The sequence below is a fragment of the Vibrio rumoiensis 1S-45 genome (genome assembly GCF_000286955.2).
Lineage (GTDB): Bacteria > Pseudomonadota > Gammaproteobacteria > Enterobacterales > Vibrionaceae > Vibrio > Vibrio rumoiensis_A.
Genome location: NZ_AJYK02000082.1, coordinates 111,352 through 135,109, shown reverse-complemented (window position 1 = coordinate 135,109; position 23,758 = coordinate 111,352). Strand labels below are relative to the sequence as shown.

Below are 23,758 nucleotides of genomic sequence, written 5' to 3'. Positions count from 1 at the left end.
CACAATGATCGGTTGCTTTTTTTGTTGATGATGGCAAATTGAAAGCAACGAAAATATAATAATTTCAAAACGGATTTTAAGGAAAGAGTATGTGTTCAATATTTGGCATTTTAGACATCAAATCAGATCCAGCGGCACTGCGCCCTATTGCACTGGAAATGTCGAAAAAACTTCGTCACCGTGGTCCTGATTGGTCAGGCATTTATGCATCAGATAGCGCAATTCTGGCGCATGAACGTTTATCCATTGTTGGTTTAAACAGTGGTGCACAACCTCTGTATAGCGAAGATAAAAAACACATCCTCGCGGTTAATGGCGAAATTTATAACCATAAAGAAATTCGTGCAAAATACGCAGACAAATTCAACTTCCAAACTGATTCAGACTGCGAAGTGATTCTTGCCCTATACCAAGAACTTGGTGAAGAGCTATTAGAAGAACTCAACGGTATTTTTGCATTCGTTCTTTATGATGCTGAGAAGGACAAGTACTTAGTTGGCCGTGACCACATTGGTATTATTCCTCTATATCAAGGTTATGATGAGCATGGTAACTACTACGTGGCTTCAGAAATGAAAGCACTAGTGCCTGTTTGTAAAACCATCAGTGAATTCCCTCCAGGTAGCTACTATGGCTCAGATGACGCAGAACCTGTTCGTTATTACCAACGTGATTGGATGGAGTACGCGGCCGTTCAAGGTAACTTAACCAGCAAAGAAGATCTGACCAAAGCACTTGAAGATGCGGTTAAGCGCCAATTAATGACTGACGTTCCATACGGCGTATTGCTTTCTGGTGGTTTAGATTCCTCAATTACCTCTGCGGTTGCAAAACGTTTTGCCGCAATGCGAATTGAAGATGACGAACAATCCCAAGCATGGTGGCCTCAACTGCACTCTTTTGCAATCGGTCTTGAAGGTGCACCAGATTTAGTTGCAGCACGCTCAGTGGCGGATAAATTAGGCACAGTACACCACGAAATGACGTATACCGTTCAAGAAGGCTTAGATGCCATTCGTGATGTTATCTACCATATTGAAACTTATGATGTTACAACGATTCGAGCTTCTACCCCTATGTTCTTGCTTGCTCGTAAGATCAAAGCGATGGGCATTAAAATGGTGTTATCTGGTGAAGGTGCAGATGAAATCTTTGGTGGTTACTTATACTTCCACAAAGCACCTAACGCAAAAGAATTCCATGAAGAAACCGTTCGTAAACTTCTGGCTCTTAACATGTTCGATTGCGCTCGTGCCAACAAATCATTAGCCGCTTGGGGCGTTGAAGGTCGTGTACCTTTCCTCGATAAAGAATTCATTGATGTTGCAATGCGTTTAAACCCAGCAGATAAAATGTGTGGCAACGGTAAAATGGAAAAACACGTCCTACGTGAGTGTTTTGAACATTACCTTCCAGAGTCAATCGCATGGCGTCAAAAAGAACAATTCTCTGATGGCGTAGGCTACAACTGGATTGATTCACTAAAAGAGCAAGCAGAGCAAAAAGTTACCGCTCAACAACTAGAAACAGCAGCATTTAAATTCCCATACAACACGCCAACCACAAAAGAAGGCTACGTGTATCGTGAAATTTTTGCTGAACTATTCCCATTAGAATCAGCAGCACAATGTGTTCCTGGTGGCCCATCAGTTGCTTGTTCTTCTGCAACGGCCATTGAGTGGGATGAATCTTTCAAGAACAACGCCGATCCATCAGGTCGCGCAATTAAGTCTGTCCATAACGACGCTTATTAATTGATTCAAATACATTAATATTAAAGCCTTCTAGTACTTTTTGAACTGACCCCCAATAGTTGAACACCAACATTGGGGGTTATTTTTATGTCTAAATACATCAGAGAATTCGAAGTTTTGCACCTTGAAGCTACTTCGCTATATACCCAAAGTAATTGACGTTACATTGAGGCGGATGAACGCTGTCAACAAAGCTGCAACTTCAAGTAAGAAGGATATAGACTATTTCCATTCAACATCAGTATTGTCTACCTTGATCGTGACTTGTTGATTGATCATGGTAATCAATAAAATAGAACGCTTTTCACCATCAGGCTCTTGATATATCGCTTCAAAGCCAGAAAATTGCCCTGATTTTATCTGAATAGATTGACCCGGCTGTGGTAATTGACTGCAATCTTGCTCGCCCAATTCGCACTCTTTTAATTGCGTAATTAAACTCTCTGACACTTGATGAGGCTGACCTCCAAAACGTACAAAATCCATCACCCCACGTGTAGAGCGAATCGTTGTAAAGCTTGGGCCAATAGAAGTATCTAAACCAATAAAGATATAAGACGGAAATAACGCCTCAGACACTCGTTTTCTTTTTCCCCTCACCATTTTTTCTATTTCAACTTCTGGGTAATAACACTCAATCGATTGATTTTCTAAATGCATTTTTGCCCTTTGTTGCTCGCCACGCTTACAATAAAGTAGATACCAAGACTTCATGATGTATTACCCTTAAAAAATTTTATTCATCCTACCATCATCTTCAATCAGTTAAAAACGAGATTAGCACCACCACCAGCGCAACAAATTTAACAAATAAAACACAATTCATCAGGTATATCAAACTTTTAGCTTATTAAACACTCAAACGGTAAGGAGATGTAAAAAGTAACGATCCAAATCATTGTAGTTTTAAATTTTGAGCTGTATATATAATGCTAATATTAGATTCTGTGATGTGATGCATTAATAAAACTTATGCGATAGGTGTCCTCTTTACTTATTGGCATTCAGACAAACTGCTTCCTATACATACAGACGCTATGCCATCACCAAGCTTTACAGCATTGGCAACGAGCATTCATTATTTGGAAAATCATATGACAACACAACAACCACAAGTGTCACAAACGAAGTCATTTATGACGGTGTCACTGATTGAGCTATGGGAACGCTTTGGCTATTACGGGATGCAAGCCTTAATCGTCTATTTCATGATAGAACGACTCGGTTTTGAAGATAGCCGTGCCAACCTCGTATGGGGTGCATGCGCCGCTTTAATTTATGTTTCCCCTGCAATTGGTGGTTGGATTGGCGATAAAGTCTTAGGTACAAAACGGACTATGCTGCTGGGTTCTATGGTCTTAGCTTTAGGCTATGCTCTTATGACCATCCCATCAGAAAATACTTGGGTTCTATTTTCTGCATTAGGCGTAGTGGTGGTTGGTAATGGTTTATTCAAACCAAACGCAGGCAACCTAGTTCGTAAAATTTATGAAGGTGATGATTCTAAGATCGATAGCGCATTTACCATTTATTACATGGCAGTGAATGTCGGTTCAACCTTCTCTATGCTACTCACGCCATGGATTAAAGATTACGTCAACCAACAGTATGGTAACCATTTTGGTTGGCATGCGGCGTTTGCAGTTTGTTGTGTCGGCTTATTAGTGGGTATGGCAAACTTTTTTGTTATGCGTAAAGCGTTAAGTAAATACGGATCTGAGCCTGATCACAAACCTGTTGATGTTCAAAAGCTTATCTTTGTTCTGTTAGGCTCTATTGTTGCCGTTGGTATTTCTGCTTTAATCCTTGAATACCAAACACTAGCGCGTATCTTCGTTTATGTTGCAGGTTTCGTAGTGCTGGGTATCTTTATTCACCTTATCCGCAGCAGTGAAAAACATGAACGCGCAGGTTTAATTGCGGCTCTTGTTCTGATCATTCAAACCGTCTTCTTCTTTATTTTCTATCAACAAATGTCTACATCCCTTGCGCTGTTTGCATTGCGTAACGTAGATCTGAATTTCAATGTATTCGGCATGCACCTGATGACATGGTCACCAGGGCAATTCCAAGCATTAAACCCAATTTGGATTATGCTCCTTAGCCCGATATTGGCACTTATCTACACCAAAGCAGGGAAGAATAATAAAGATCTTTCGATTGCAGGTAAGTTTGCTTTAGGCTTTGCGGTTGTTGCGGTGGGCTTTTTCATCTACGGCTTTGCTGGTAATTTTGCCGTGAACGGTAAAACGACATCATGGGTGATGATTGCTGGCTATGCCGCCTATTCACTAGGTGAACTATTGGTAAGTGGTTTAGGCCTTGCGATGATTGCTCGCTATGCTCCAGAGCGTATGGGTGGGTTTATGATGGGTGCTTATTATGTCGCTTGTGGTATTTCTCAATATTTAGGCGGTGTGGTGGCAAACTTTGCGAGCATTCCACAAGGCATGACCGACCCTCTACAAACTCTGCCTATCTATACCAGTTTATTCAATAAACTCGGCCTTGCCGCTGTTTTATGTACTTTCATAGCTCTGGCAGTATTGCCTTTGATGCGTCGTTTAGATAGGCAGCATCAGAGCATCAAAAAGTAATTTTTAATATAGTAAATATCCTATAAAAAAACCGCCTTCTATTTTAAAAAGGCGGTTTTTCTCTTCCATATATCGCTTTACCCTTGCTCATTCACCTTTAATAAGTGCTTCCATTAATTCAATATGCTCAGGTGAATCATTAAGACACTCTATATATCGATACTCTTGCCCGCCCGCTTGTTGATAAATATCCTTACACTCAATCGCAATCTCTTCTAATGTCTCAATGCAATCACAAGCAAATGCAGGTGAAATCACATCTAAAGATTTCATTTTTTTCTTAGCTAACCCTTCAAGGGTTTTATCGGTATAAGGCTGTAGCCATTCTTCTTTGCCAAAACGAGATTGATAACTCATGCCCATTTGCTCTGGAGTCAGCCCTAATTCTTGTTGCAGTAATTTTGTTGTTTGCTCACAATGTATTGAGTACACATCGCCTTGATCTACCAATCGCTTAGGAATGCCATGGTAAGAACATAATAGATAATCACCTTGCCCATGCTCTTGCCAATGTTGTTTCACTTTACTCGCCAATGCTTTGATAAATAAAGGGTGGTGATAATACTCGCGAATCAAACGATACGAAGGAATAACTAAGCTTTTTTGCAAAACACGATTAAGCGCATCAGAGACAGCTGCCGTAGTAGTGCTAGAATATTGAGGGTACAACGGAAGAACAGTAATATCATTGCAACCTTGAGCTTTGAGAGCCTCTAATCCAGCTTCTATGCTTGGATTTCCATAAGTCATTCCAATTTCAACAGGTATGTTTAGCTTTTTTTTCAATTCTGCCGCTTGTCGCTTGGCATACACCATTAAAGGCGATCCCTCTTCCATCCAAACTTGTTGGTATACTTTAGCGACTTTGGGTGAACGAAGCGGCAATATCACACCATTAAGCAAAGGCTTCCACACAATACTGGGGATGCTCACGACTCTTTTATCGCTTAAAAATTGATTTAAAAAACGCTTTATTGCCGCCGGACTGGCTTCATCTGGCGTACCTAAATTAACGAGCAATACACCATGAGTGTGGTGCATATCTTGTGATGAATGATCCATAAAACCCCCAGTACCGAAAAAATGATACAAAAAAAGCGACTATAAAAGCCGCTTAATATAACAAATTCTATTTATCAGAACAGGTTAACTTACGTTAAACCGTATCTTTACTTAGTTAATGCTTTTTCTAAATCAGCACTTACCTCAGATACAGGTTTAGTACCGTCAAATTTTAAGTACGTTGTGTTACCCGCTTGTGCTTCTTTGTTGTAATAAGCAATCAGCGGTGACGTTTGCTCATGGTATACACCTAAGCGCGCGCGAACCGTTTCTTCTTTATCGTCATCACGAATAACCAGATCTTCACCAGTAATATCATCTTTACCTTCCACTTTAGGTGGATTGTAAATGTTATGGTAAGTACGGCCAGATGCAAGGTGCGCACGGCGACCCGCCATACGCTCAACGATCACAGCGTCAGCTACGTCAAATTCAATCACGTAATCAACATTTACGCCTAATGCCTTCAAGCCATCAGCTTGAGGTATCGTACGAGGGAAACCGTCTAACAAAAATCCTTTTTCACAATCTTCTTGTGCAATGCGCTCTTTGATAAGACCAAGAATGATATCATCTGAAACTAATTGACCCGCATCAATCACGGCTTTAGCTTGTTTGCCCATTTCAGTCCCTGCTTTAATTGCTGCTCGCAACATGTCGCCGGTTGAAATTTGCGGAATACCAAACTTTTCCATAATGAATTGAGCTTGAGTGCCTTTACCAGCACCCGGAGCACCTAAAAGAATGATGCGCATGTATATTCCTCTTATTTAATATTTTATACCGAAGCTCACTGTCGTGCTTATCACCACGGTAAGTTTCGGTATAAGGAGTTTGCCAGTATATCTTTGTTGTTACTAAGATTACTGCCATATTCTTTATTTGAGGCCAAGATTTTATCACAAATCTTGGCCTCTTTTCATTTTTACTTAGTGAGAAGTGCGTTGATTGCACCGACAAAGTGACTTGGATCTTCCATTGCACCTCGTTCAGAAAGCATGGCTTGTCCCAGTAACACTTCAACCCAACGACCAAACGCATCTTCATCGGCTTCATCCGCCATGCGTTTGACTAAATCATGATTTGGGTTCAGTTCAAAAATGTACTTAACTTCTGGCACTTCTTGACCGGCTGCGGCTAATAACTTAGCCATTTGCGTACCCATTTCATAATCGTCGGTGACAACAACGGATGGCGTATTTGCTAACTTAAATGTCGTGCGAACTTCTTTCACACGATCACCTAAATAAGCTTTGGTACGCTCAACCACCGACTTGAACTCTTCTTCGGTTTCTTTCTGCTGTTCTTTTTCTGCTTCATCTTCAAATTTAGACAGATCCAGACCTGCTTTGGTGATCGATTGGAATTGCTTACCATCAAATTCAGTCAGGTAATTCATTAACCATTCATCGATACGGTCTACCATCAAAATCACTTCAAGCCCTTTCGATTTAAATTGCTCTAAATGCGGGCTGTTTTTCGCGGCAGCGTAACTGTCAGCCGTTAGATAATAAATCTTATCTTGGCCTTCTTTCATGCGCTCAATATAAGAAGCCAGCGCTACTGCCTGTTCAGCACTGTCAACATGTGTTGAAGCAAAGCGCATCAAACCTGCAATTTTCTCTTTGTTAGAAAAATCTTCGGCAGGGCCTTCTTTAAGCACTAAACCAAATTCTTTCCAAAATGCTTGGTATTTTTCTTCATCGCGTGATGCGGTTTTTTCCAACATGCTTAATACACGTTTGGTGCAAGCATTGCGCAGTGATTGAGTAATTTTATTATCTTGCAAGATTTCACGAGATACGTTTAATGGCAGATCATTTGAGTCAATTAAACCTTTCACAAAACGTAGATATGAAGGCATAAATTGCTCAGCATCATCCATAATAAACACACGTTGAACATACAGCTTCAACCCGGCTTGATGATCACGATTCATCATGTCCCACGGTGCTTTAGCTGGAATATAAAGCAAGCTAGTGTAATCGTTTTTCCCTTCAACTTTGTTATGGCTCCAAGTTAAAGGATCAACAAAGTCATGAGACACATGCTTATAGAATTCGACATACTCTTCATCGGTTACATCAGATTTTGAACGCGTCCAAAGCGCTTGAGCTTTATTAATTTGCTCCCATCCACCCTCTTTTTTCGTAACCTTAGTACCATCTTCGTTTTCTTCACCCGTTTCTACGTCTTTTTCTGTCCAGATAGAAACAGGGATACCAATATGATCGGAGTATTTGCCAATCACATCACGCAAGCGATATTCAGACAAAAATTCTTTGCCGTCTTCACGCATGTGTAGAATAATTTCTGTACCACGACTTTCTTTAGTAATGGTTTCTACCGTGTAATCGCCCTCACCTGCAGAATGCCATTGCACCGCTTCATCAGCAGGTAATCCAGCAGCACGAGTACGCACCGTTACAGCATCGGCCACAATAAAGGCAGAATAAAAGCCCACACCAAATTGACCAATCAATTGAGAGTCTTTCGATTGATCTTCCGATAATTTAGAGAAAAAATCCGCAGTGCCTGATTTAGCGATGGTGCCAAGATGTTCAATAACATCATCACGAGACATACCAATACCATTATCAGAAATCGTTAATGTATTAGTCTCTGTATTAAAAGATAGCTTTACGCTAAGCTCCGCATCACTTTGATACAAATCCGATTGAGACAATGCCTTGAAACGTAATTTATCCGCGGCATCTGAGGCATTGGAAATCAACTCACGTAAGAAAATTTCTTTATTCGAATATAAAGAATGAATCATTAGATGAAGTAACTGCTTTACTTCTGATTGAAATCCACGAGTTTCTTTATTGTTAGTCATGGTATCGTTCATGAATACTCCAATATTGACACTATGTTAGTTAATACCTCTTATGTAAATTGGGCTGACAAAAGTAAATTCAAGGTAAAAAATCATCAAAACCGTGTTTTTCTTATTAATTTTTATTATGATGTATCTGAAAAACATAATTAAATCTAAAAGAAGCCGCATTTATGATGTGGTGAGCTGAAGTAATTCAAAGCATTACCCTCCATTTGCTACTGAGAATACCTAAATGACGAATATCGGCACTAAATATATTCTTGCCCAAAAGCTTATCTTTGATCCCTACAGCAACACTTTGATTGATCAAACTAATGATAACGATGTTATACGTTTAGGCAGTAATGAAAGCCGTATTCTATTAATCTTGATTGAAAACTCGACCTCGGTTGTTAGTCGAGATCAATTGCATGAATATGTCTGGCGAGATCAAGGTTTCCAAGTGGATGATTCAAGTCTCACGCAAGCAATCTCGACTCTCAGAAAAATGCTTCAAGATTCAACTAAGTCGCCGCAATATGTCAAAACTGTGCCTAAACGTGGTTACCAATTAATAGCACAAGTTGAAGTTGCGTCACCACTCTCTGCCACTGAACCTTTACAAGATGAAAGCGAGCTTGATAAACAACCTGATACTATATCAAACCAAGACAACAGTTTGACAGTAGATCTAAAACCAGAAATACCCGTGACTCCGCAAGAAGCATCACCCACAAAAACAAAAGTAAAAACACCATTAGGCATTAAACTAATTTGGTTGGTTATTCTACTTTTACCTGTTTTAAGCTGGGTTCTTAGCGTCCCTAAATCGACGGAATTCACCCAATTAACTAAAGTAGAGAATGTGCCTGTATTAGTGCCAGACAATCAATCACCATTGGATGATTGGGTGCCAATAATTAAACGTTGTACCGAGCTTTACCTTTCAAAAACGCCAGATAAAGAAACATTAATCCAAGTTATTGCAACCGGTGGGCAAAGAGATCATGTTTCACTCAATTACATCCATAGCTTAGATCTTTCCAATGAAAACAGAACCATTTTACTTTTTGTCGATCAGACCAATTTCGATTCGCTTTGCCAGTAAGGGCTAAAAATGCAAAAAATACTCTCTATCATTGCCCTTATCATCACAGTCATTGGTGTCTGGCTATTTTGGAACGGTGATTCAAAAGTCAAACAACTATTAACTTCACGTGAATGGCAGTCTACAACCATTGCTTATATGACTTTCTGGGATCAAAAAATCAGCACATTAGATAAAGCAGTCATCACCTCAACGATTAAATATTTACCTAATAACACTTACTTAAAAATATCAACTCTGGTTTTTTCAAGTAAAAATATAACCGCTCCAATTGAAATCAATATTTCAGAGTCCGGTGGTTGGGAGTTAAGTGATCATTATCTCGTGGTAACCTCTGATCAATTTAAAGACATTTCAACCAAACCTGTGACCGAGATTTCACCAGCTCAAGTCGATGAACTGAAAAAATTATTCAAAATAAGTTCACAACAAAGTCGCCGAGTGGATGTTGTAAATGAAAAAACGTTATTACTCACAAGCTTAGGTCATGGTTCAACCATATTGTCTTCTCAGTAAATGAATAGTGAGATAAAGGAAGATATGATGAAAGCAAAAATAACCATTTATTATTGCCGTCAATGCAATTGGATGCTTCGTGCAACATGGTTAAGCCAAGAATTACTACACACCTTTAGTGAAGATATCGATTCTGTGTCTCTTCATCCTGATACTGGCGGCCGATTTGAGATTTTTTGTAATGACACTCGAGTATGGGAAAGAAAAGCAGACCAAGGGTTTCCTGAAGCAAAAGTACTTAAGCAACGCATCAGAGACATCATTGCACCTGAACGTAATATGGGACATTTAGATTCAAAATAAGCCACCACTTCATCACAACCTTTCTAGCCTTATCTTATTATTTTATTCATCAAGTTAATCTGAACATTAAAGATTAAAAATTAATTCGATAATTAAGTCAGATCTCTTCTAAACTGTCATTACCTATCACCCATTTAAAATACCCCAAGCCACATCTGATATTGAGTAGACCAAGGAGAGATCATGCATATATTACTCACGGGAGGAACTGGATTCATTGGCTGTGAGTTAATCAAACACCTTACTGGCCATCAAATAACGGTCTTAACCCGCTCCCCAAAAAATGCTAAAGAAAAGTTACGTCACGCTGATTTTTCTAACATAGATTATATTGATACTCTCTCAGCCTTCACCGACTTAAACCATATTGATGCTGTGATTAATCTTGCAGGAGAACCCATCGCACATAAACGTTGGTCAGAAGCTCAAAAAGAAAGGATTTGTTCAAGTCGTTGGGTAGTAACTCAACAGCTGGTTGATTTAATCAAACAAAGTGCAACGCCACCATATTGCTTTATTAGTGGTTCCGCGGTAGGTATCTATGGTGATAAAAAGTATCAACACATCTATGAAAATAGTAAAACAGCTTCACAAGGATTTCCATATTCAGTTTGCAATCAATGGGAGGAAATTGCCAAACAAGCAGCTAGCGATAAAACAAAAGTTTGCCTGTTAAGAACAGGGATCGTTCTAGGGCCTTATGGCGGTGCTCTCAAGGCTATGCTCCCGCCCTTTAAACTTGGGGTTGGTGGAAAGTTAGGCAGTGGTGATCAATACATGCCTTGGATACATATCCAAGATGCAGCAAGAGCAATTGCCTATCTATTATTTAGCTCCAAGGCAGAAGGCGTATTCAACTTATCAGCCCCTCACCCAGTGACCAATCATGATTTCAGCCAAACTTTAGCTAAATGTTTAAAACGACCTTGCCTGTTCAGTACACCACGTTGGTTGCTCAATCTCATTATGGGAGAATCAGCCGAACTCGTGTTTGATAGTGTTCGAGCAAAACCCAAACATTTAACAGAAATCGGCTTTATATTTACCTTTTCACATCTAGAGCCAGCGCTAAAACAAGTACTAAACAATGAAAACTAATAAGCCCCGCCGTTTCTTTCAAACAAAATGCATTCAGCTAATAACCTTTGCTTCTGTGAATATCTCTAGTCCACTCTCAAGGGATGTCATTAAACCTTAATAAAAGTATGTCATTATTTTACCATTACATTTGCAGTAACTTTTTTTGATTGAAGATATATGACACTAAATAAACTCAACTGGCTCTGTATTGGTATCGCATTAAGCTTATTTTTATTCTTATAAGCTTCCCTATCACAATATTAAACGTATAGCCGCTATACGTATCTTGATAACCATACCTTGAAATTCTCGATAACAAACCTCATTGTTATAATGTTAACATCTAAAATCATCAGAACCTCACTTTCTGATGAGAAATCCGGTATTCCTTATTCATAAATACGTCATATTTCAAGGATCTTGAGATGCAGCCAGAATTCATTATTGAACTCAACGAACAAAACTTTCGCAGCACGATAGAACAGTCTCAACAGTTGCCAGTATTGATCCATTTTTGGGCCCCATCTGTCGCTGAAAGCACACCCATCATTAATGATTTACAAGCCTTAGCCAGTCAATACCAAGGTTCATTTGTTTTAGCCTTTTTAAACTGCGAAGCAGAACCAACGATAGCCTCTCAATTTGGTGTTCAATCTTTACCGACTCTGGCATTATTTTCCAACGGTCAAGCCATTGATGGTATGGCGGGCCCACAAACCATTGAATCTGTGACAGCAATGTTAACCAAGCACTTACCAAACCAAGATGATTTAACATTAAAATCAGCGATTGATGCCATGGAACAAGGATCGCATCAAGAAGCCTTAACCTTACTGCAAGGCTTACCAGAATCCATCACTACACGAGGTGATATCAAACTTGCCATTGCGGATTGTTTACTTGAAAGCAAGCAATTTGAGCTAGCAAAACAGCAACTTGCAAGCATTCCACTAGAATACCAAGACAACTATTATAAGGGGTTGATTTCAAAGCTTGAGCTGCATGAACAAGCCGCCGATAGCCCTGAAATACAAGCTTTAGAATCTCAACTTGAAACAAGCCCTGATGATTTAGCTTGCATCTGCGATCTAGCTTTACAATATCATCAGGTCAACAGAGACGAAGACGCATTAAGCCTATTAATGGGTGTTTTAAAAAAGGACTTAAATGCGCGTGATGGAGAGATAAAAAAAGTATGCATGGATATTTTATCGGCACTCGGGCAAGGTAATGCCATCGCGGCACAATACCGCCGCCAACTTTATTCGTTATTATATTAATTGATAAACTGACAAGCCAACTTAATGCCCAGTCAAGTCGTTGATGATTGGGCAGTTAGGCCCTTCATCTCCCGGACACTCATCAATCCACTCAACCAATTGTTGACGTATTACTTGCAGCTCTTCTAATTTAGCGTTCACTTCTGTCAGTTTCTTCTTGGCCGTTTCTTTCACTTCATAGCTGCTACGACCAGGATCATTCGCTAATTCAACCAGTGATTTACATTGTTCTAAATTAAAGCCAACTGCTCTCGCTCGCGCAACAATTTCAAGCTGGTTTATTTGTTTATTATCATAAGTTCGATAGCCGTTATCTGAACGTGATGGTGGCGATATCACACCTTTTGATTCATAAAAGCGAATTGACTTGGCTGACAACTTGGTTAATTTTGCAACTTGGCTAATATTCATTTCTTCACCTCATAAAAAAGCAAAAGCCGATCATAGAAGTAGTCTACGATCAGCTTTTTGAAAAATATATTCGCAATTAAATATTATTCAATTTTTAATAACCAAGCCAGTATTCCACTGCGTTGTTCCGGTGTTGCTTTCTTATACCAGTAATCTAACATTTGTGAAGGCTTACCTTTGCCACTTAATTCACCAGAAACTTGTTTTCGATTTTGAAATGCCCAGCTAGAGAATGCTGTTTTTTCTTCTGGTGTGGCTTCTGCATACCAATATTCGACCATTTCTTGTGGCTTACTTGCTTGAACGGCTTGTGTTTGCGTGGCTGCAACACCAGCGGTGGTAACCGCACTACCCGTGGTAATTTTATTCGTTCGATTATAAGCCATCAACTCTTTTTCATAATCACGAGTAAATCCCGTTAACGCTTCAAGGCGATCTTGCTTTACTGTGACCTTTTTATTCGATGCATCCGTTACCAAAACTTTTGGCGCTTTATTATAATCTTGTGCATTTTCTGTGGTTAGAATTTTTCCATCAGGAGCAATCGTAAGTGATGTATCTGATGCGGTAAATGTGAGAACCATTGGTTTTGAGTTGAATTTTTCATACTCTCCACGGTTATCAACTAATTTCTCAACTCTAACAACAATCTGATTTTGTCCATTTTTTAATTCAAAATCACTTTTATCCCCTAAACTGAACCCAAGCTCTTCACCATTAATGATGATAGGTTTAATTTCATGATTAAGGTGTATCTTGACTTCTGCAGCAGCTTGGAAAGAGATTCCAACTAAGCCTGCTAACAACAAAACTTTAAATGATTTCATATTTCATCCTTAATCTTAATAAAACGGGCACCGTTATGGTACCCGATATTACTATAACAAAATTATTGTGCTAACAATGGGTATTAGAAATAGTATTCAGCACCAACTAAGACGTAGTTATTCCACTCGTCTGCGTCATTCATTTTGTAGTTACGTGAGTCAATGTATAGGTAAGTACTTGGTAGTAAGTAACCTAGACGAGCTGTTAACGCCATATCTGAAGTATCAGTTGTTTCATCTGCATCAGAAGTACCTGCGTAACCTGCTTTAAATACCCACTTGCTGTTTAGTACGTATTGAGCCGTTGCTGACCATGCGTCTTGACCGATAGAGCCAGTTGCAGAATCAGATTCCATCATTTTGTATGCACCGGTAAGAGTAACATCACCTAGGAATAAGCTACCACCAACGATTGCATAGCTGTTTTCGTAGTTAACTACCATGCCACCTGGAACATAATTTGGGTTTAAGATTAATTGACCAGTGTTGTCATCAACGATGTACTGTGGATTTTCACCCATTGCTGATTCAAACTCACCACGGTGGTAGTAACCAGCATGCACATTGAACATATCAGCTGAGTAAGATGCAGCAACACTTGCAACTAATGCGTCTGTTGTATTCTCCATACCACTGATTGTTGCTTGAACGGTAAAACCACCCCAGTTAGCTGAATCATAACGTACTACGCTGTCAGCACGATCTTGATAAGCAACACCTAAATCGTTATTCCAATCAAATACATTACCTAAACCAGGATTTGAGTGAGGCCAGTCAACGTAGTTATAAGCTGCAACTAACTGACGACCATATTTGATTGAACCAATACCGTCAAAATCTAGACCTAAGTAAGTATCACGAGCACCTAGCTGGCCAGATTTGTCACCGTTGTTTGCATTACCGCCTTCGATTTGCCAGATAAGGTTTGGTGCGAAGTCTTCAAACTCAACCGTACCACGGAAACCAATACGTGATTCCATATCTACGCCAAAGTTGTTGTCGTCTTGGTCGTTAGCAAAAATCATGTAACCAGCTGCTTGGCCGTAAAATTGAACGGCATCGCCTGCTAGAGGAATCGCAGCGTTAGCGGTACCAGTGAATGCTGCTGCAGAAACTACAGCGCCTAATAGCGTACGTTTAAAAATTTTTTCCATGGAAAAGCTCCTAAAAATGGACATAGCTGTATTTTTGAAACCTTGAAGCTTTAAGTGGCCGCCGAAAGCAACAAGGTCCTTCTTCCAATTATTTCGCTAAGTAAACTAACTAAACGAAAAACTTGTTTTTATATCGTTGCATACACAATGTGTATCCACGAGTTCAAGACTAACTTCGCTGCGCAAAACATCAACATTAAGTTAATTTTTTAACAAAAAAATATGAGCGAGTGCAAAGTTCCCCAGCATTAGTGACTAATATCACAAATATATCAAAATAACCATAAACCAATAAAAAACAATCAGTTAAGTATAAATACCGACTAAATATGATGAATGATGCATTGAAAATCATAATTGAGACGAATACTGATGATTCTAGAAATAAACACCAGGAGCAACAAGATACATTGCAGATACAAAAAAGCACCCTTAAGGGGTGCTTTTGTTAAATCCTGCAATTTAACGTGGCTTTATTCTTTTGTGAAATAAAGTATTAATTGTTAAGCAATCGAAGTAATTGTTCTTCATCTTGAATATCGATACCTAGCTCTTGAGCTTTAGTTAACTTAGAGCCAGCTGCTTCTCCAGCAAATAAAATATCCGTTTTTTTAGATACGCTTCCAGCGACTTTCGCCCCTAATTTCTGCAAAGCCGCTTTAGCATCATTACGATTAACTTGGCTGAAAGTACCGGTAATGACCACCGTTTTACCCTTTAATGGCAATGGTATATCATCCGATAAAGATTCAATCTCAGGCCAATGAATACCTTGTAAAACAAGCTGTTCAATAACTTTTAAGTTATTTTCTTGAGCAAAGAAATGCACAATATGTTCAGCAACGATCTGACCAACATCCGAAACTTCTATCAGTTGCTCTTTCGTTGCCACCCGGACTTTCTCTAATGTTTTAAAGTGTAATGCGAGATTCTGCGCCGTCGCCTCTCCCACTTCTCTTATTCCAAGTGAGTACAGAAACCTTGGTAAGGTTGTTTTCTTAGACGCGTCTAATGCATTAACAATATTTTGAGCCGATTTAGGTCCCATTCGATCGAGTACGGTAAGTATTCCAGGCGTTAGTTTGAAAAGGTCGGCTGGTGTTTGGACCATTTCTCGTTCAACAAGCTGCTCAATGACTTTCACTCCAAGCCCATCAACATCCATCGCTTTACGTGATACATAATGCTTTAACGCTTCAGTGCGCTGAGCTTGGCAAATCAAGCCCCCTGTACAGCGAGTGATCGCTTCGCCTTCCACTCGTTCAAGATCAGATTGACATACCGGACATTGTTTAGGGTAGCGTACTACTTGAGCTCCTCCTTGCCTACGCTCAGGCACAACACCAACAATTTTCGGAATCACATCACCGGCTCGGCGCACGATAACCGTATCACCAATGTGTAAACCTAAACGCTCTATTTCATCGGCATTATGCAACGTTGCATTACTGACTGTGACACCACCGACATAAACAGGCTCCAGTTTTGCTACAGGAGTAATCGCACCTGTGCGCCCAACTTGAAATTCAACATCATTAAGTTGAGTCATTTCTTCTTGCGCTGGAAATTTATAAGCAATGGCCCAACGAGGCGCACGAGCGACAAAACCTAACTCTTCTTGCAACTTAATATCATCGACTTTTATCACCACCCCATCGATTTCATAAGCAAGTTGATCGCGACGCTGTAAAATATCGTGATAGTACGCTTTTACTTGCTCCAATCCATCCACCACTTTTGTCTCAGGGCACATTGGTAGCCCCCACGATTTCAGTGTAAGGAATCGTTGATAATGACTTTCTGGCAGTTCCCCGCCTTCTACCACACCAACACTGTAGGCATAAAAGCTTAAAGGGCGTGTCGCGGTCACTTTTGAATCCAGTTGTCTTAAGCTTCCTGCTGCCGCATTACGAGGGTTAGCAAAAGGTTTGGTACCAGTTTTGAATGCTTTTTCATTAAAGGCATTAAACCCTTCCAATAACATAAATACTTCACCACGAACTTCAATTCGTTGTGGCCAATTTTCACCACATAACTTCAAAGGAATAGATTTAATCGTTTTGACATTCGCAGTAATGTTCTCTCCTGTTGAACCATCACCACGAGTTGCCGCTTGAACTAACACACCATTTTCATAAAGCAAGCTAACGGCAAGTCCATCTAATTTAGGCTCGCAGCAATATGTTTCACTCGCTTTTTGATTCAATCTTGTTGTTATTTTTTTGTGGAAATTTTCCAATTCAGCATCGTCAAAGGCATTATCTAAGGACAGCATAGGGATTTCATGGTTCACTTGAGTAAAGCCATCAAGTGGTTTCCCACCAACTCTCATACTAGGTGATGAGCCTGAAGCAAACTCTGGATGTTCACTTTCCAACGCCATTAGCTCTCGCATTAAGCGATCGTATTCTGAATCGGTGATTTCTGGGTTATCTTCAACGTAATATCGAATACCGTGGTGATGTAATGCTTCTCTTAATTGCTCAATTTTTAACTCGATATCGTTGCTCATCATCTTCTCTCTTGGCGAAAAGCCGCCGCCAATTAATAAAAAAGGCTCCAATTAAGGAGCCTATACTAAAATGTTTCCATTATTCTTCAACTGCTTCCCGTGCAACAAAATCTCTTATTTGTTGACGATAAGCAGACAAACGATTTGGCGTCATTAAATTTCGTTTATCATCCAAAACATTTGCCCCTAAATCATCGGCTATTTGTTGCGCCGTTCTTAACATGAGTTTGAAGTTTTGATCTGGCTCACCGAAGCAAGGTAAGGTCATGAAAAATGAAATGCCTTTTGTAGAAAAGGTTTCAGGATCATCATGCGCAAGTGTTCCTGGGTTCATCATATTCGCAACACTGAATAACACCTTACCAGTACCAGAGATATCGGTGTGACGATGGAAGATATCCATCGCACCATAGACAAGCCCATTTTGCTGCATGCTATGAAATAACTGAGTGCCCATAAATTCACTATTACCTGCCGCATGCACATGGAAAACGATAACACTTAAGTCATCACTACCTTCTGATTTAGGTTCCGTTTTTTGTTCAAGAACCGTATCCGTTTCTATTGGTTCAGGATCTGTACTGTCGAATTCTGATGTGAAATGTTGTGCTGGCGCTGTTTTTTGTATCGACATCGGTTGTGGCTCAGGCATCGAGTCTTGCGCTGTTTCCGATGCCCTTGAAAAGTCAGATTCTATCGAACTTGAAGTTTGGGCATCTTCCTTTACCGATTCAGTATTAAAAGACGCGTCTTCCAATGGATCAACTGCTGCTGAAAACTTATTCTTATTAGAGAATGGGATGTCCGAGCTACCAAACAAAGGATCATTATCCTCTTCTGGATCATCAATACTAAAGCCCGGTTCTTTTCGTTCAGTCTTAATTACCTTTGGAGTGCTTACCGTTTCCTCACTTTCATCCATTAAAGGATTTAATTCTGGCTCCATTTTATTTAAAGGCTTATCAGCAAACCTACCTTTTCCATCCTTTTTGCTTGTCCAGATTCCATGTACTAGCAAACCCGCAACTGCCAATCCGCCTACAATAATGAGTACTAGTCGCAATTCCTGCATTGGTCACTCTCAACTATTAATGAAATTATTTAAAACCATCCCCCAACAATAACTTGGGTCTGAATGCTATCCAAATTTTGGTCTACATAAAATAATGTAATAAACATGGTTATATAAGACAGTGAGATACTTTACCAAAACTTTCTATGTCTTTTGAACCAATTAATGTCAGTATTCAAGATATCTTTCAATCATAAACCAGTTTTTAGCCAAGATTTATGCTTGATTGACGTCAATTTGACACGATGTGATAGGTTGCACGCTTTTCTTCTGACCCCATCACAGTAAAATAGTTAACAAGCTTAACCTTAAAATAACGGAGTGATCATGTCATCCCCTGCTTATTCATCTTCCACGCCGCCGCCAAAAAGTGGCTTTGGCTATTTTATCTATGGCGCACAATTGTGCTTTCAGCCAGGTATACGCCGTTTTGTCATTTTGCCATTATTGACCAATATCATACTATTTGGTGGTTCGCTTTATTACCTATACAGCAACATGAGTGCTTGGCTTGAAAGCTGGCTTGGTACCATCCCAGATATGTTTTCGTGGCTTTCGTATCTTTTACTACCTTTATTAGGCTTAACGATCATCGCAACATTCAGTTACTTTTTTAGTACTGTTGCAAATTGGATCGCCGCCCCTTTTAATGGGCTACTTGCTGAAAAATTAGAAATACAACTGACCGGTCAAGGGCCAGATGATATGTCTTTATTCTCATTAATAAAAGACACACCAAGGATCTTGCATCGTGAATGGATAAAATTAAAGTATTACCTGCCAAAGGCGATTGGTTTATTCATCTTATTACTCATTCCGGCATTAGGACAAACTCTAGGGCCGATTCTGTGGTTTATTTTTTCAGCATGGATGATGGCAATTCAATATTGCGATTACCCATTTGACAACCACAAAGTCACATTCCCTAAAATGAGAAATGATTTAAAAGCAGATAAAATGACAGCTTACAGCTTTGGTGGTACGGTCGCTCTATGTACGATGATTCCTGTGGTGAATCTATTTATCATGCCGGTGGCGGTTTGTGGCGCAACAGCAATGTGGGTTGACCGATATAAGTCTCTCAATTAACAGCCAACATTAATTAAACTTACCACTAACCTGAGTGCGCTTTGTTTGAAATAAGGCGCATTTCTTTTTGTGCTGATAACCTTTTGTCCATATCTTATAACCATTTATTCCTTTCACCTAAATTGGTGTAGATTTATGCTTTTGTAATTGCACTATGTGCTTATTGATTCTTACCCTACCGTGTAATGAAGGAACATCAACATGACAAAGATTTACGAAGATAATTCACAAACCATTGGTAATACACCACTTGTTCGCTTAAATCGCGTAAGTAAAGGGAACGTATTGGCAAAAATCGAAGCTCGTAACCCAAGCTTCAGTGTTAAATGCCGTATTGGTGCCAACATGGTATGGGAAGCTGAAAAAGCAGGCCTTTTAAAGCCTGGTGTTGAACTTGTTGAGCCAACCAGTGGCAATACTGGTATTGCACTGGCCTACGTTGCAGCGGCTCGTGGTTACAAGTTAACTCTGACGATGCCTGAATCAATGAGCCTTGAGCGCCGAAAATTACTGAAAGCTTTAGGGGCAAACCTTGAGTTAACAGAAGCGGCCAAAGGCATGAAAGGTGCTATCGCTAGAGCAGAAGAAATCGTAGCAAGTAACCCAAGCAAGTATTTATTACTTCAGCAATTCAACAACCCTGCTAACCCAGCCATTCATGAAAAAACCACTGGTCCTGAAATTTGGGATGCAACGAATGGTGAAGTTGACGTGTTTGTATCTGGTGTTGGTACCGGTGGTACATTAACCGGCACAAGCCGTTACTTTAAACAAACAAAAGGTAAAGCAGTCACAACCGTTGCTGTTGAGCCTGCGGAATCTCCAGTCATCGCTCAAGCACTTGCAGGTGATGAAATTAAGCCTTCTCCACACAAAATCCAAGGGATTGGCGCTGGATTTATCCCTGGAAACTTGGATTTAGAGCTTATTGATAAAGTTGTTTCTGTTACTTCAGAAGAAGCGATTGAAATGGCTCGTCGCCTAATGGAAGAAGAAGGGATTTTAGCTGGAATCTCTTCTGGCGCAGCAGTTGTTGCTGCTAACAAAATCGCCGAACTTCCTGAATTTGAAGGTAAAACAATCGTTACCGTATTGCCAAGTTCCGGCGAGCGCTATTTAAGCACAGCTTTGTTTGCTGGCATCTTTACAGAGAAAGAGAACGAACAATAAATAGGGTTCAAATCAATTTTTCTTTTAAAAAAGCTCCTTATTGGGGCTTTTTTGTTGATCCCAAACACGCCTTTGGTGATAATCAGTATGTTTTATTTTAAGCTTCAAAATAAAGAAGCCTATTAAATAGTCAATTATTTATTTTATACAATAAATAATCATAACAGTGATGACTGAAAGCAAAGTATTCTTACGTGTTATTTGTCTGCTAGCGAAGCAATAAATAACAAGGTAAGCTAAACTTTTTCAGTTTCTAACAAAAAGCAAATTAATCGGGGTAACACACATGTATCAGAAGCAAGTAGAAATCACTGCAGAGAACGGTCTACACACTCGTCCAGCTGCGCAATTTGTTAAAGAAGCAAAAGCATTCGATGCTGACATTACTGTGACTTCAAATGGTAAAAGTGCAAGTGCTAAGAGCCTTTTCAAACTACAAACTCTTGGTCTAGTAAAAGGCACAGTTGTTACTATCTCAGCAGAAGGCGCTCAAGCAGAAGCCGCTGTTGACCACCTAGTAGCTCTAATGGATGAGCTGCACTAATCACACCTGTGATTAAATGAATTTTACTTTTTACATTTGAACAAATTAAGGTAAGGCTATGATTTCTGGAATTCTAGCATCTCCTGGTATTGCTTTCGGTAAAGCATTACTTCTTCAAGAAGATGAAATTGTCCTAAATAAAACACCTATTTCGGACAGTCAAGTTGAAGCTGAAGTACAACGCTTCTTTGATGCTCGTAATAAATCTTCTGAGCAATTAGAAGCTGTTAAACAAAAAGCACTTGAAACGTTTGGCGAAGAAAAGGAAGCAATCTTCGAAGGCCACATCATGTTGCTTGAAGATGAAGAGCTAGAAGAAGAGATTTTAGCCCTCATCAAAAATGACAAAATGTCGACTGATCTTGCCATTTATACTGTAATTGAAGAGCAAGCCGTCGCCCTTGAGTCTCTTGATGATGACTACCTTAAAGAACGTGCTACCGATATCCGTGATATTGGTGCACGTTTTGTTAAAAATGCGTTAGGCATTAACATTGTTTCATTAAGTTCTATCAACGAAGAAGTGATTCTTGTTGCGAACGACTTAACACCATCAGAAACGGCGCAAATCAACCTACAGTACGTACTTGGGTTTGTTTGTGACATCGGTGGCCGTACTTCACACACATCTATCATGGCTCGTTCTTTAGAGCTCCCTGCGATTGTGGGAACGAACGACATTACTAAACAAGTATCGAACGGTGATACTTTAATTCTTGATGCGATCAACAATAAAGTCATTGTTAATCCATCTGAAGCTGAGCTAGCAGAAGCGAAACAAATTCGTGACAACTTCTTTGCTGAAAAAGAAGAATTAGCAAAATTAAAAGACCTACCAGCAGTAACTCTAGATAACCATCACGTTGAAGTGTGTGGCAATATCGGTACAGTAAAAGACTGTGACGGTATTCTACGTAACGGTGGTGAAGGTGTTGGTCTATACCGTACAGAATTCCTATTTATGGACCGTGATGCGCTTCCTACAGAAGAAGAGCAATACAAAGCTTATAAAGATGTCGCAGCAGCGATGGAAGAAGGTCAAGCTGTGATTATCCGTACTATGGATATTGGTGGTGATAAAGACCTTCCATACATGGATCTGCCACAAGAAATGAACCCATTCCTTGGTTGGCGCGCAATCCGCATCAGCTTAGATCGTCGTGATATCTTAAAAGATCAACTTCGCGGTATTCTACGTGCTTCAGCACACGGCAAACTACGCATCATGTTCCCAATGATCATTTCTGTTGAAGAGATCCGTGAACTAAAAGCCGCTATTGAAGAATATAAAGCTGAATTACGTAATGAAGGCTTAGCATTTGACGAAAACATCGAGATTGGTGTTATGGTTGAAACCCCTGCTGCTGCTGCAATTGCTCACCACCTTGCAAAAGAAGTTTCTTTCTTTAGTATTGGCACAAACGATTTAACCCAATATACTCTTGCGGTTGACCGTGGTAATGAGCTAATTTCTCACTTATACAACCCACTATCACCAGCTGTTCTTACTGTGATTAAGCAAGTTATTGATGCTTCTCATAAAGAAGGTAAATGGACGGGTATGTGTGGTGAGCTTGCAGGTGATGAACGTGCTACTCTATTACTACTGGGTATGGGTCTCGACGAGTTCAGCATGAGTGGTATTTCTATCCCTCGCGTTAAGAAAATCATCCGTAACTCAAACTTTGCAGAAGTAAAAGCAATGGCTGAAGAAGCTCTTGCTCTACCAACTGCCGCTGAAATCGAAGCATGCGTAGATAAATTTATCGCAGAAAAATCGAATTAAGAATATAATCTTTTCACTAAAGATTAAAAATTAACTGCTTAGGAGCACAACATGGGTCTGTTCGACAAACTTAAAAAGCTAGTATCTGACGACACAGCTGATGTAGGCGCGATTGAAATCATCGCACCACTTTCTGGTGAAATTGTAAACATCGAAGATGTGCCTGATGTAGTATTCGCAGAGAAAATTGTTGGTGACGGTATTGCTATCAAGCCAAATGGCGACAAAATGGTTGCACCTGTAAATGGTACAATCGGCAAAATCTTTGAAACCAACCATGCTTTTTCTATCGAATCTGACGATGGCATTGAGCTATTTGTTCACTTCGGTATCGACACTGTTGAACTTAAAGGCGAAGGCTTTACGCGTATCGCTGAAGAAGGACAATCGGTTAAAGCTGGTGATACAGTAATCGAATTTGATCTTGCTTACTTACAAGAGAATGCAAAATCAACACTGACTCCTGTTGTTATTTCTAACATGGACGAAATCAAAGAGCTAAACAAGCTTTCTGGTAACGTTGTTGTTGGTGAAACTCCAGTTATCCGTATCACTAAGTAATAACTTAACTTAGTGACGGATAAAAAAACGCTGCTCTCAGGCAGCGTTTTTTTATGTCTCAATTAAAATGCATTAAACTCTAGAACAGATTCAGACAACCCTTAGGTTATC

At 39.8% G+C, this 23,758-nt stretch carries 21 protein-coding genes; 12 read left to right on the top strand and 9 right to left on the bottom strand.

The genetic code is table 11. The features are described 5' to 3' along the window. Window positions 1–89 precede the first annotated feature (89 nt). Window positions 90–1,754 (top strand): asparagine synthase B, encoded by a 1,665-nt coding sequence (gene asnB / locus A1QC_RS11450; protein WP_017025956.1) that lies wholly within the window; start codon window positions 90–92, stop codon window positions 1,752–1,754. 222 nt (window positions 1,755–1,976) lie between these two features. Here asnB and rfaH read toward each other — a convergent pair whose 3' ends face one another. Beyond that, entirely contained in the window at window positions 1,977–2,468 is a 492-nt protein-coding gene (rfaH, locus tag A1QC_RS11445; RefSeq protein ID WP_017025955.1) for a transcription/translation regulatory transformer protein RfaH, read from the bottom strand. Between the two features lie 380 nt (window positions 2,469–2,848). On the opposite strand from rfaH, the gene A1QC_RS11440 reads away from it, so the two are divergent. Beyond that, a complete protein-coding gene (locus A1QC_RS11440; protein ID WP_017025954.1) occupies window positions 2,849–4,351 on the top strand; it encodes a peptide MFS transporter in 1,503 nt (500 codons plus the stop codon). An 87-nt stretch (window positions 4,352–4,438) separates the two neighbouring features. Here the strand turns inward: A1QC_RS11440 and hemH are convergent, their stop codons facing one another. The 3 genes from hemH to htpG form a co-directional block, all read right to left on the bottom strand. Continuing rightward, window positions 4,439–5,413, bottom strand: coding sequence for a ferrochelatase (gene hemH / locus A1QC_RS11435; RefSeq protein WP_017025953.1), 975 nt, complete (start codon window positions 5,411–5,413; stop codon window positions 4,439–4,441). A 107-nt stretch (window positions 5,414–5,520) separates the two neighbouring features. Next, window positions 5,521–6,168: an adenylate kinase gene (adk, locus tag A1QC_RS11430; protein ID WP_017025952.1), complete on the bottom strand. Its 648-nt coding sequence runs from the start codon at window positions 6,166–6,168 to the stop codon at window positions 5,521–5,523. A 170-nt stretch (window positions 6,169–6,338) separates the two neighbouring features. Further along, window positions 6,339–8,264, bottom strand: a complete 1,926-nt coding sequence (gene htpG / locus A1QC_RS11425; RefSeq protein ID WP_017025951.1) for a molecular chaperone HtpG — start codon at window positions 8,262–8,264, stop codon at window positions 6,339–6,341. Between the two features lie 223 nt (window positions 8,265–8,487). Here htpG and A1QC_RS11420 point away from each other — a divergent pair, with 223 nt between their 5' ends. The 5 genes from A1QC_RS11420 to A1QC_RS11400 all read left to right on the top strand — a co-directional run bounded on the left by A1QC_RS11420 (window position 8,488) and on the right by A1QC_RS11400 (window position 12,521). Beyond that, window positions 8,488–9,342, top strand: coding sequence for a transcriptional regulator (locus tag A1QC_RS11420; RefSeq protein WP_017025950.1), 855 nt, complete (start codon window positions 8,488–8,490; stop codon window positions 9,340–9,342). Between the two features lie 9 nt (window positions 9,343–9,351). Further along, window positions 9,352–9,858: a regulatory protein ToxS gene (locus A1QC_RS11415; protein WP_017025949.1), complete on the top strand. Its 507-nt coding sequence runs from the start codon at window positions 9,352–9,354 to the stop codon at window positions 9,856–9,858. 24 nt (window positions 9,859–9,882) lie between these two features. Continuing rightward, the gene (locus tag A1QC_RS11410; RefSeq protein WP_026025927.1) at window positions 9,883–10,161 is read left to right on the top strand and encodes a SelT/SelW/SelH family protein; all 279 of its coding nucleotides are present in this window, start codon (window positions 9,883–9,885) and stop codon (window positions 10,159–10,161) included. A 183-nt stretch (window positions 10,162–10,344) separates the two neighbouring features. Beyond that, window positions 10,345–11,259 (top strand): TIGR01777 family oxidoreductase, encoded by a 915-nt coding sequence (locus tag A1QC_RS11405; protein ID WP_017025947.1) that lies wholly within the window; start codon window positions 10,345–10,347, stop codon window positions 11,257–11,259. Between the two features lie 407 nt (window positions 11,260–11,666). Then, window positions 11,667–12,521, top strand: coding sequence for a co-chaperone YbbN (locus tag A1QC_RS11400; RefSeq protein ID WP_017025946.1), 855 nt, complete (start codon window positions 11,667–11,669; stop codon window positions 12,519–12,521). Between the two features lie 21 nt (window positions 12,522–12,542). On the opposite strand, the gene cueR is transcribed toward A1QC_RS11400, so the two are convergent. The 5 genes from cueR to zipA all read right to left on the bottom strand — a co-directional run bounded on the left by cueR (window position 12,543) and on the right by zipA (window position 18,497). Continuing rightward, window positions 12,543–12,932, bottom strand: a complete 390-nt coding sequence (gene cueR, locus A1QC_RS11395) for a Cu(I)-responsive transcriptional regulator (protein ID WP_017025945.1) — start codon at window positions 12,930–12,932, stop codon at window positions 12,543–12,545. Between the two features lie 83 nt (window positions 12,933–13,015). After that, window positions 13,016–13,759 carry a YccT family protein gene (locus A1QC_RS11390; RefSeq protein ID WP_017025944.1) on the bottom strand — a complete coding sequence of 248 codons (744 nt, stop codon included), beginning with the start codon at window positions 13,757–13,759 and terminating at the stop codon, window positions 13,016–13,018. An 83-nt stretch (window positions 13,760–13,842) separates the two neighbouring features. After that, entirely contained in the window at window positions 13,843–14,913 is a 1,071-nt protein-coding gene (locus A1QC_RS11385) for a porin (protein WP_017025943.1), read from the bottom strand. Between the two features lie 496 nt (window positions 14,914–15,409). Beyond that, window positions 15,410–17,425 (bottom strand): NAD-dependent DNA ligase LigA, encoded by a 2,016-nt coding sequence (gene ligA, locus A1QC_RS11380; protein WP_026025926.1) that lies wholly within the window; start codon window positions 17,423–17,425, stop codon window positions 15,410–15,412. A gap of 79 nt (window positions 17,426–17,504) precedes the next feature. Next, the gene (gene zipA / locus A1QC_RS11375) at window positions 17,505–18,497 is read right to left on the bottom strand and encodes a cell division protein ZipA (protein ID WP_017025941.1); all 993 of its coding nucleotides are present in this window, start codon (window positions 18,495–18,497) and stop codon (window positions 17,505–17,507) included. Between the two features lie 327 nt (window positions 18,498–18,824). On the opposite strand from zipA, the gene cysZ reads away from it, so the two are divergent. The 5 genes from cysZ to crr all read left to right on the top strand — a co-directional run bounded on the left by cysZ (window position 18,825) and on the right by crr (window position 23,647). Beyond that, window positions 18,825–19,586, top strand: coding sequence for a sulfate transporter CysZ (gene cysZ / locus A1QC_RS11370; protein ID WP_017025940.1), 762 nt, complete (start codon window positions 18,825–18,827; stop codon window positions 19,584–19,586). A 201-nt stretch (window positions 19,587–19,787) separates the two neighbouring features. Beyond that, entirely contained in the window at window positions 19,788–20,756 is a 969-nt protein-coding gene (gene cysK / locus A1QC_RS11365) for a cysteine synthase A (RefSeq protein ID WP_017025939.1), read from the top strand. 286 nt (window positions 20,757–21,042) lie between these two features. Continuing rightward, the gene (locus tag A1QC_RS11360) at window positions 21,043–21,300 is read left to right on the top strand and encodes an HPr family phosphocarrier protein (protein WP_017025938.1); all 258 of its coding nucleotides are present in this window, start codon (window positions 21,043–21,045) and stop codon (window positions 21,298–21,300) included. Between the two features lie 58 nt (window positions 21,301–21,358). Beyond that, window positions 21,359–23,086 (top strand): phosphoenolpyruvate-protein phosphotransferase PtsI, encoded by a 1,728-nt coding sequence (ptsI, locus tag A1QC_RS11355; RefSeq protein ID WP_017025937.1) that lies wholly within the window; start codon window positions 21,359–21,361, stop codon window positions 23,084–23,086. 51 nt (window positions 23,087–23,137) lie between these two features. Further along, the gene (crr, locus tag A1QC_RS11350; protein ID WP_017025936.1) at window positions 23,138–23,647 is read left to right on the top strand and encodes a PTS glucose transporter subunit IIA; all 510 of its coding nucleotides are present in this window, start codon (window positions 23,138–23,140) and stop codon (window positions 23,645–23,647) included. Window positions 23,648–23,758: the final 111 nt, after the last annotated feature.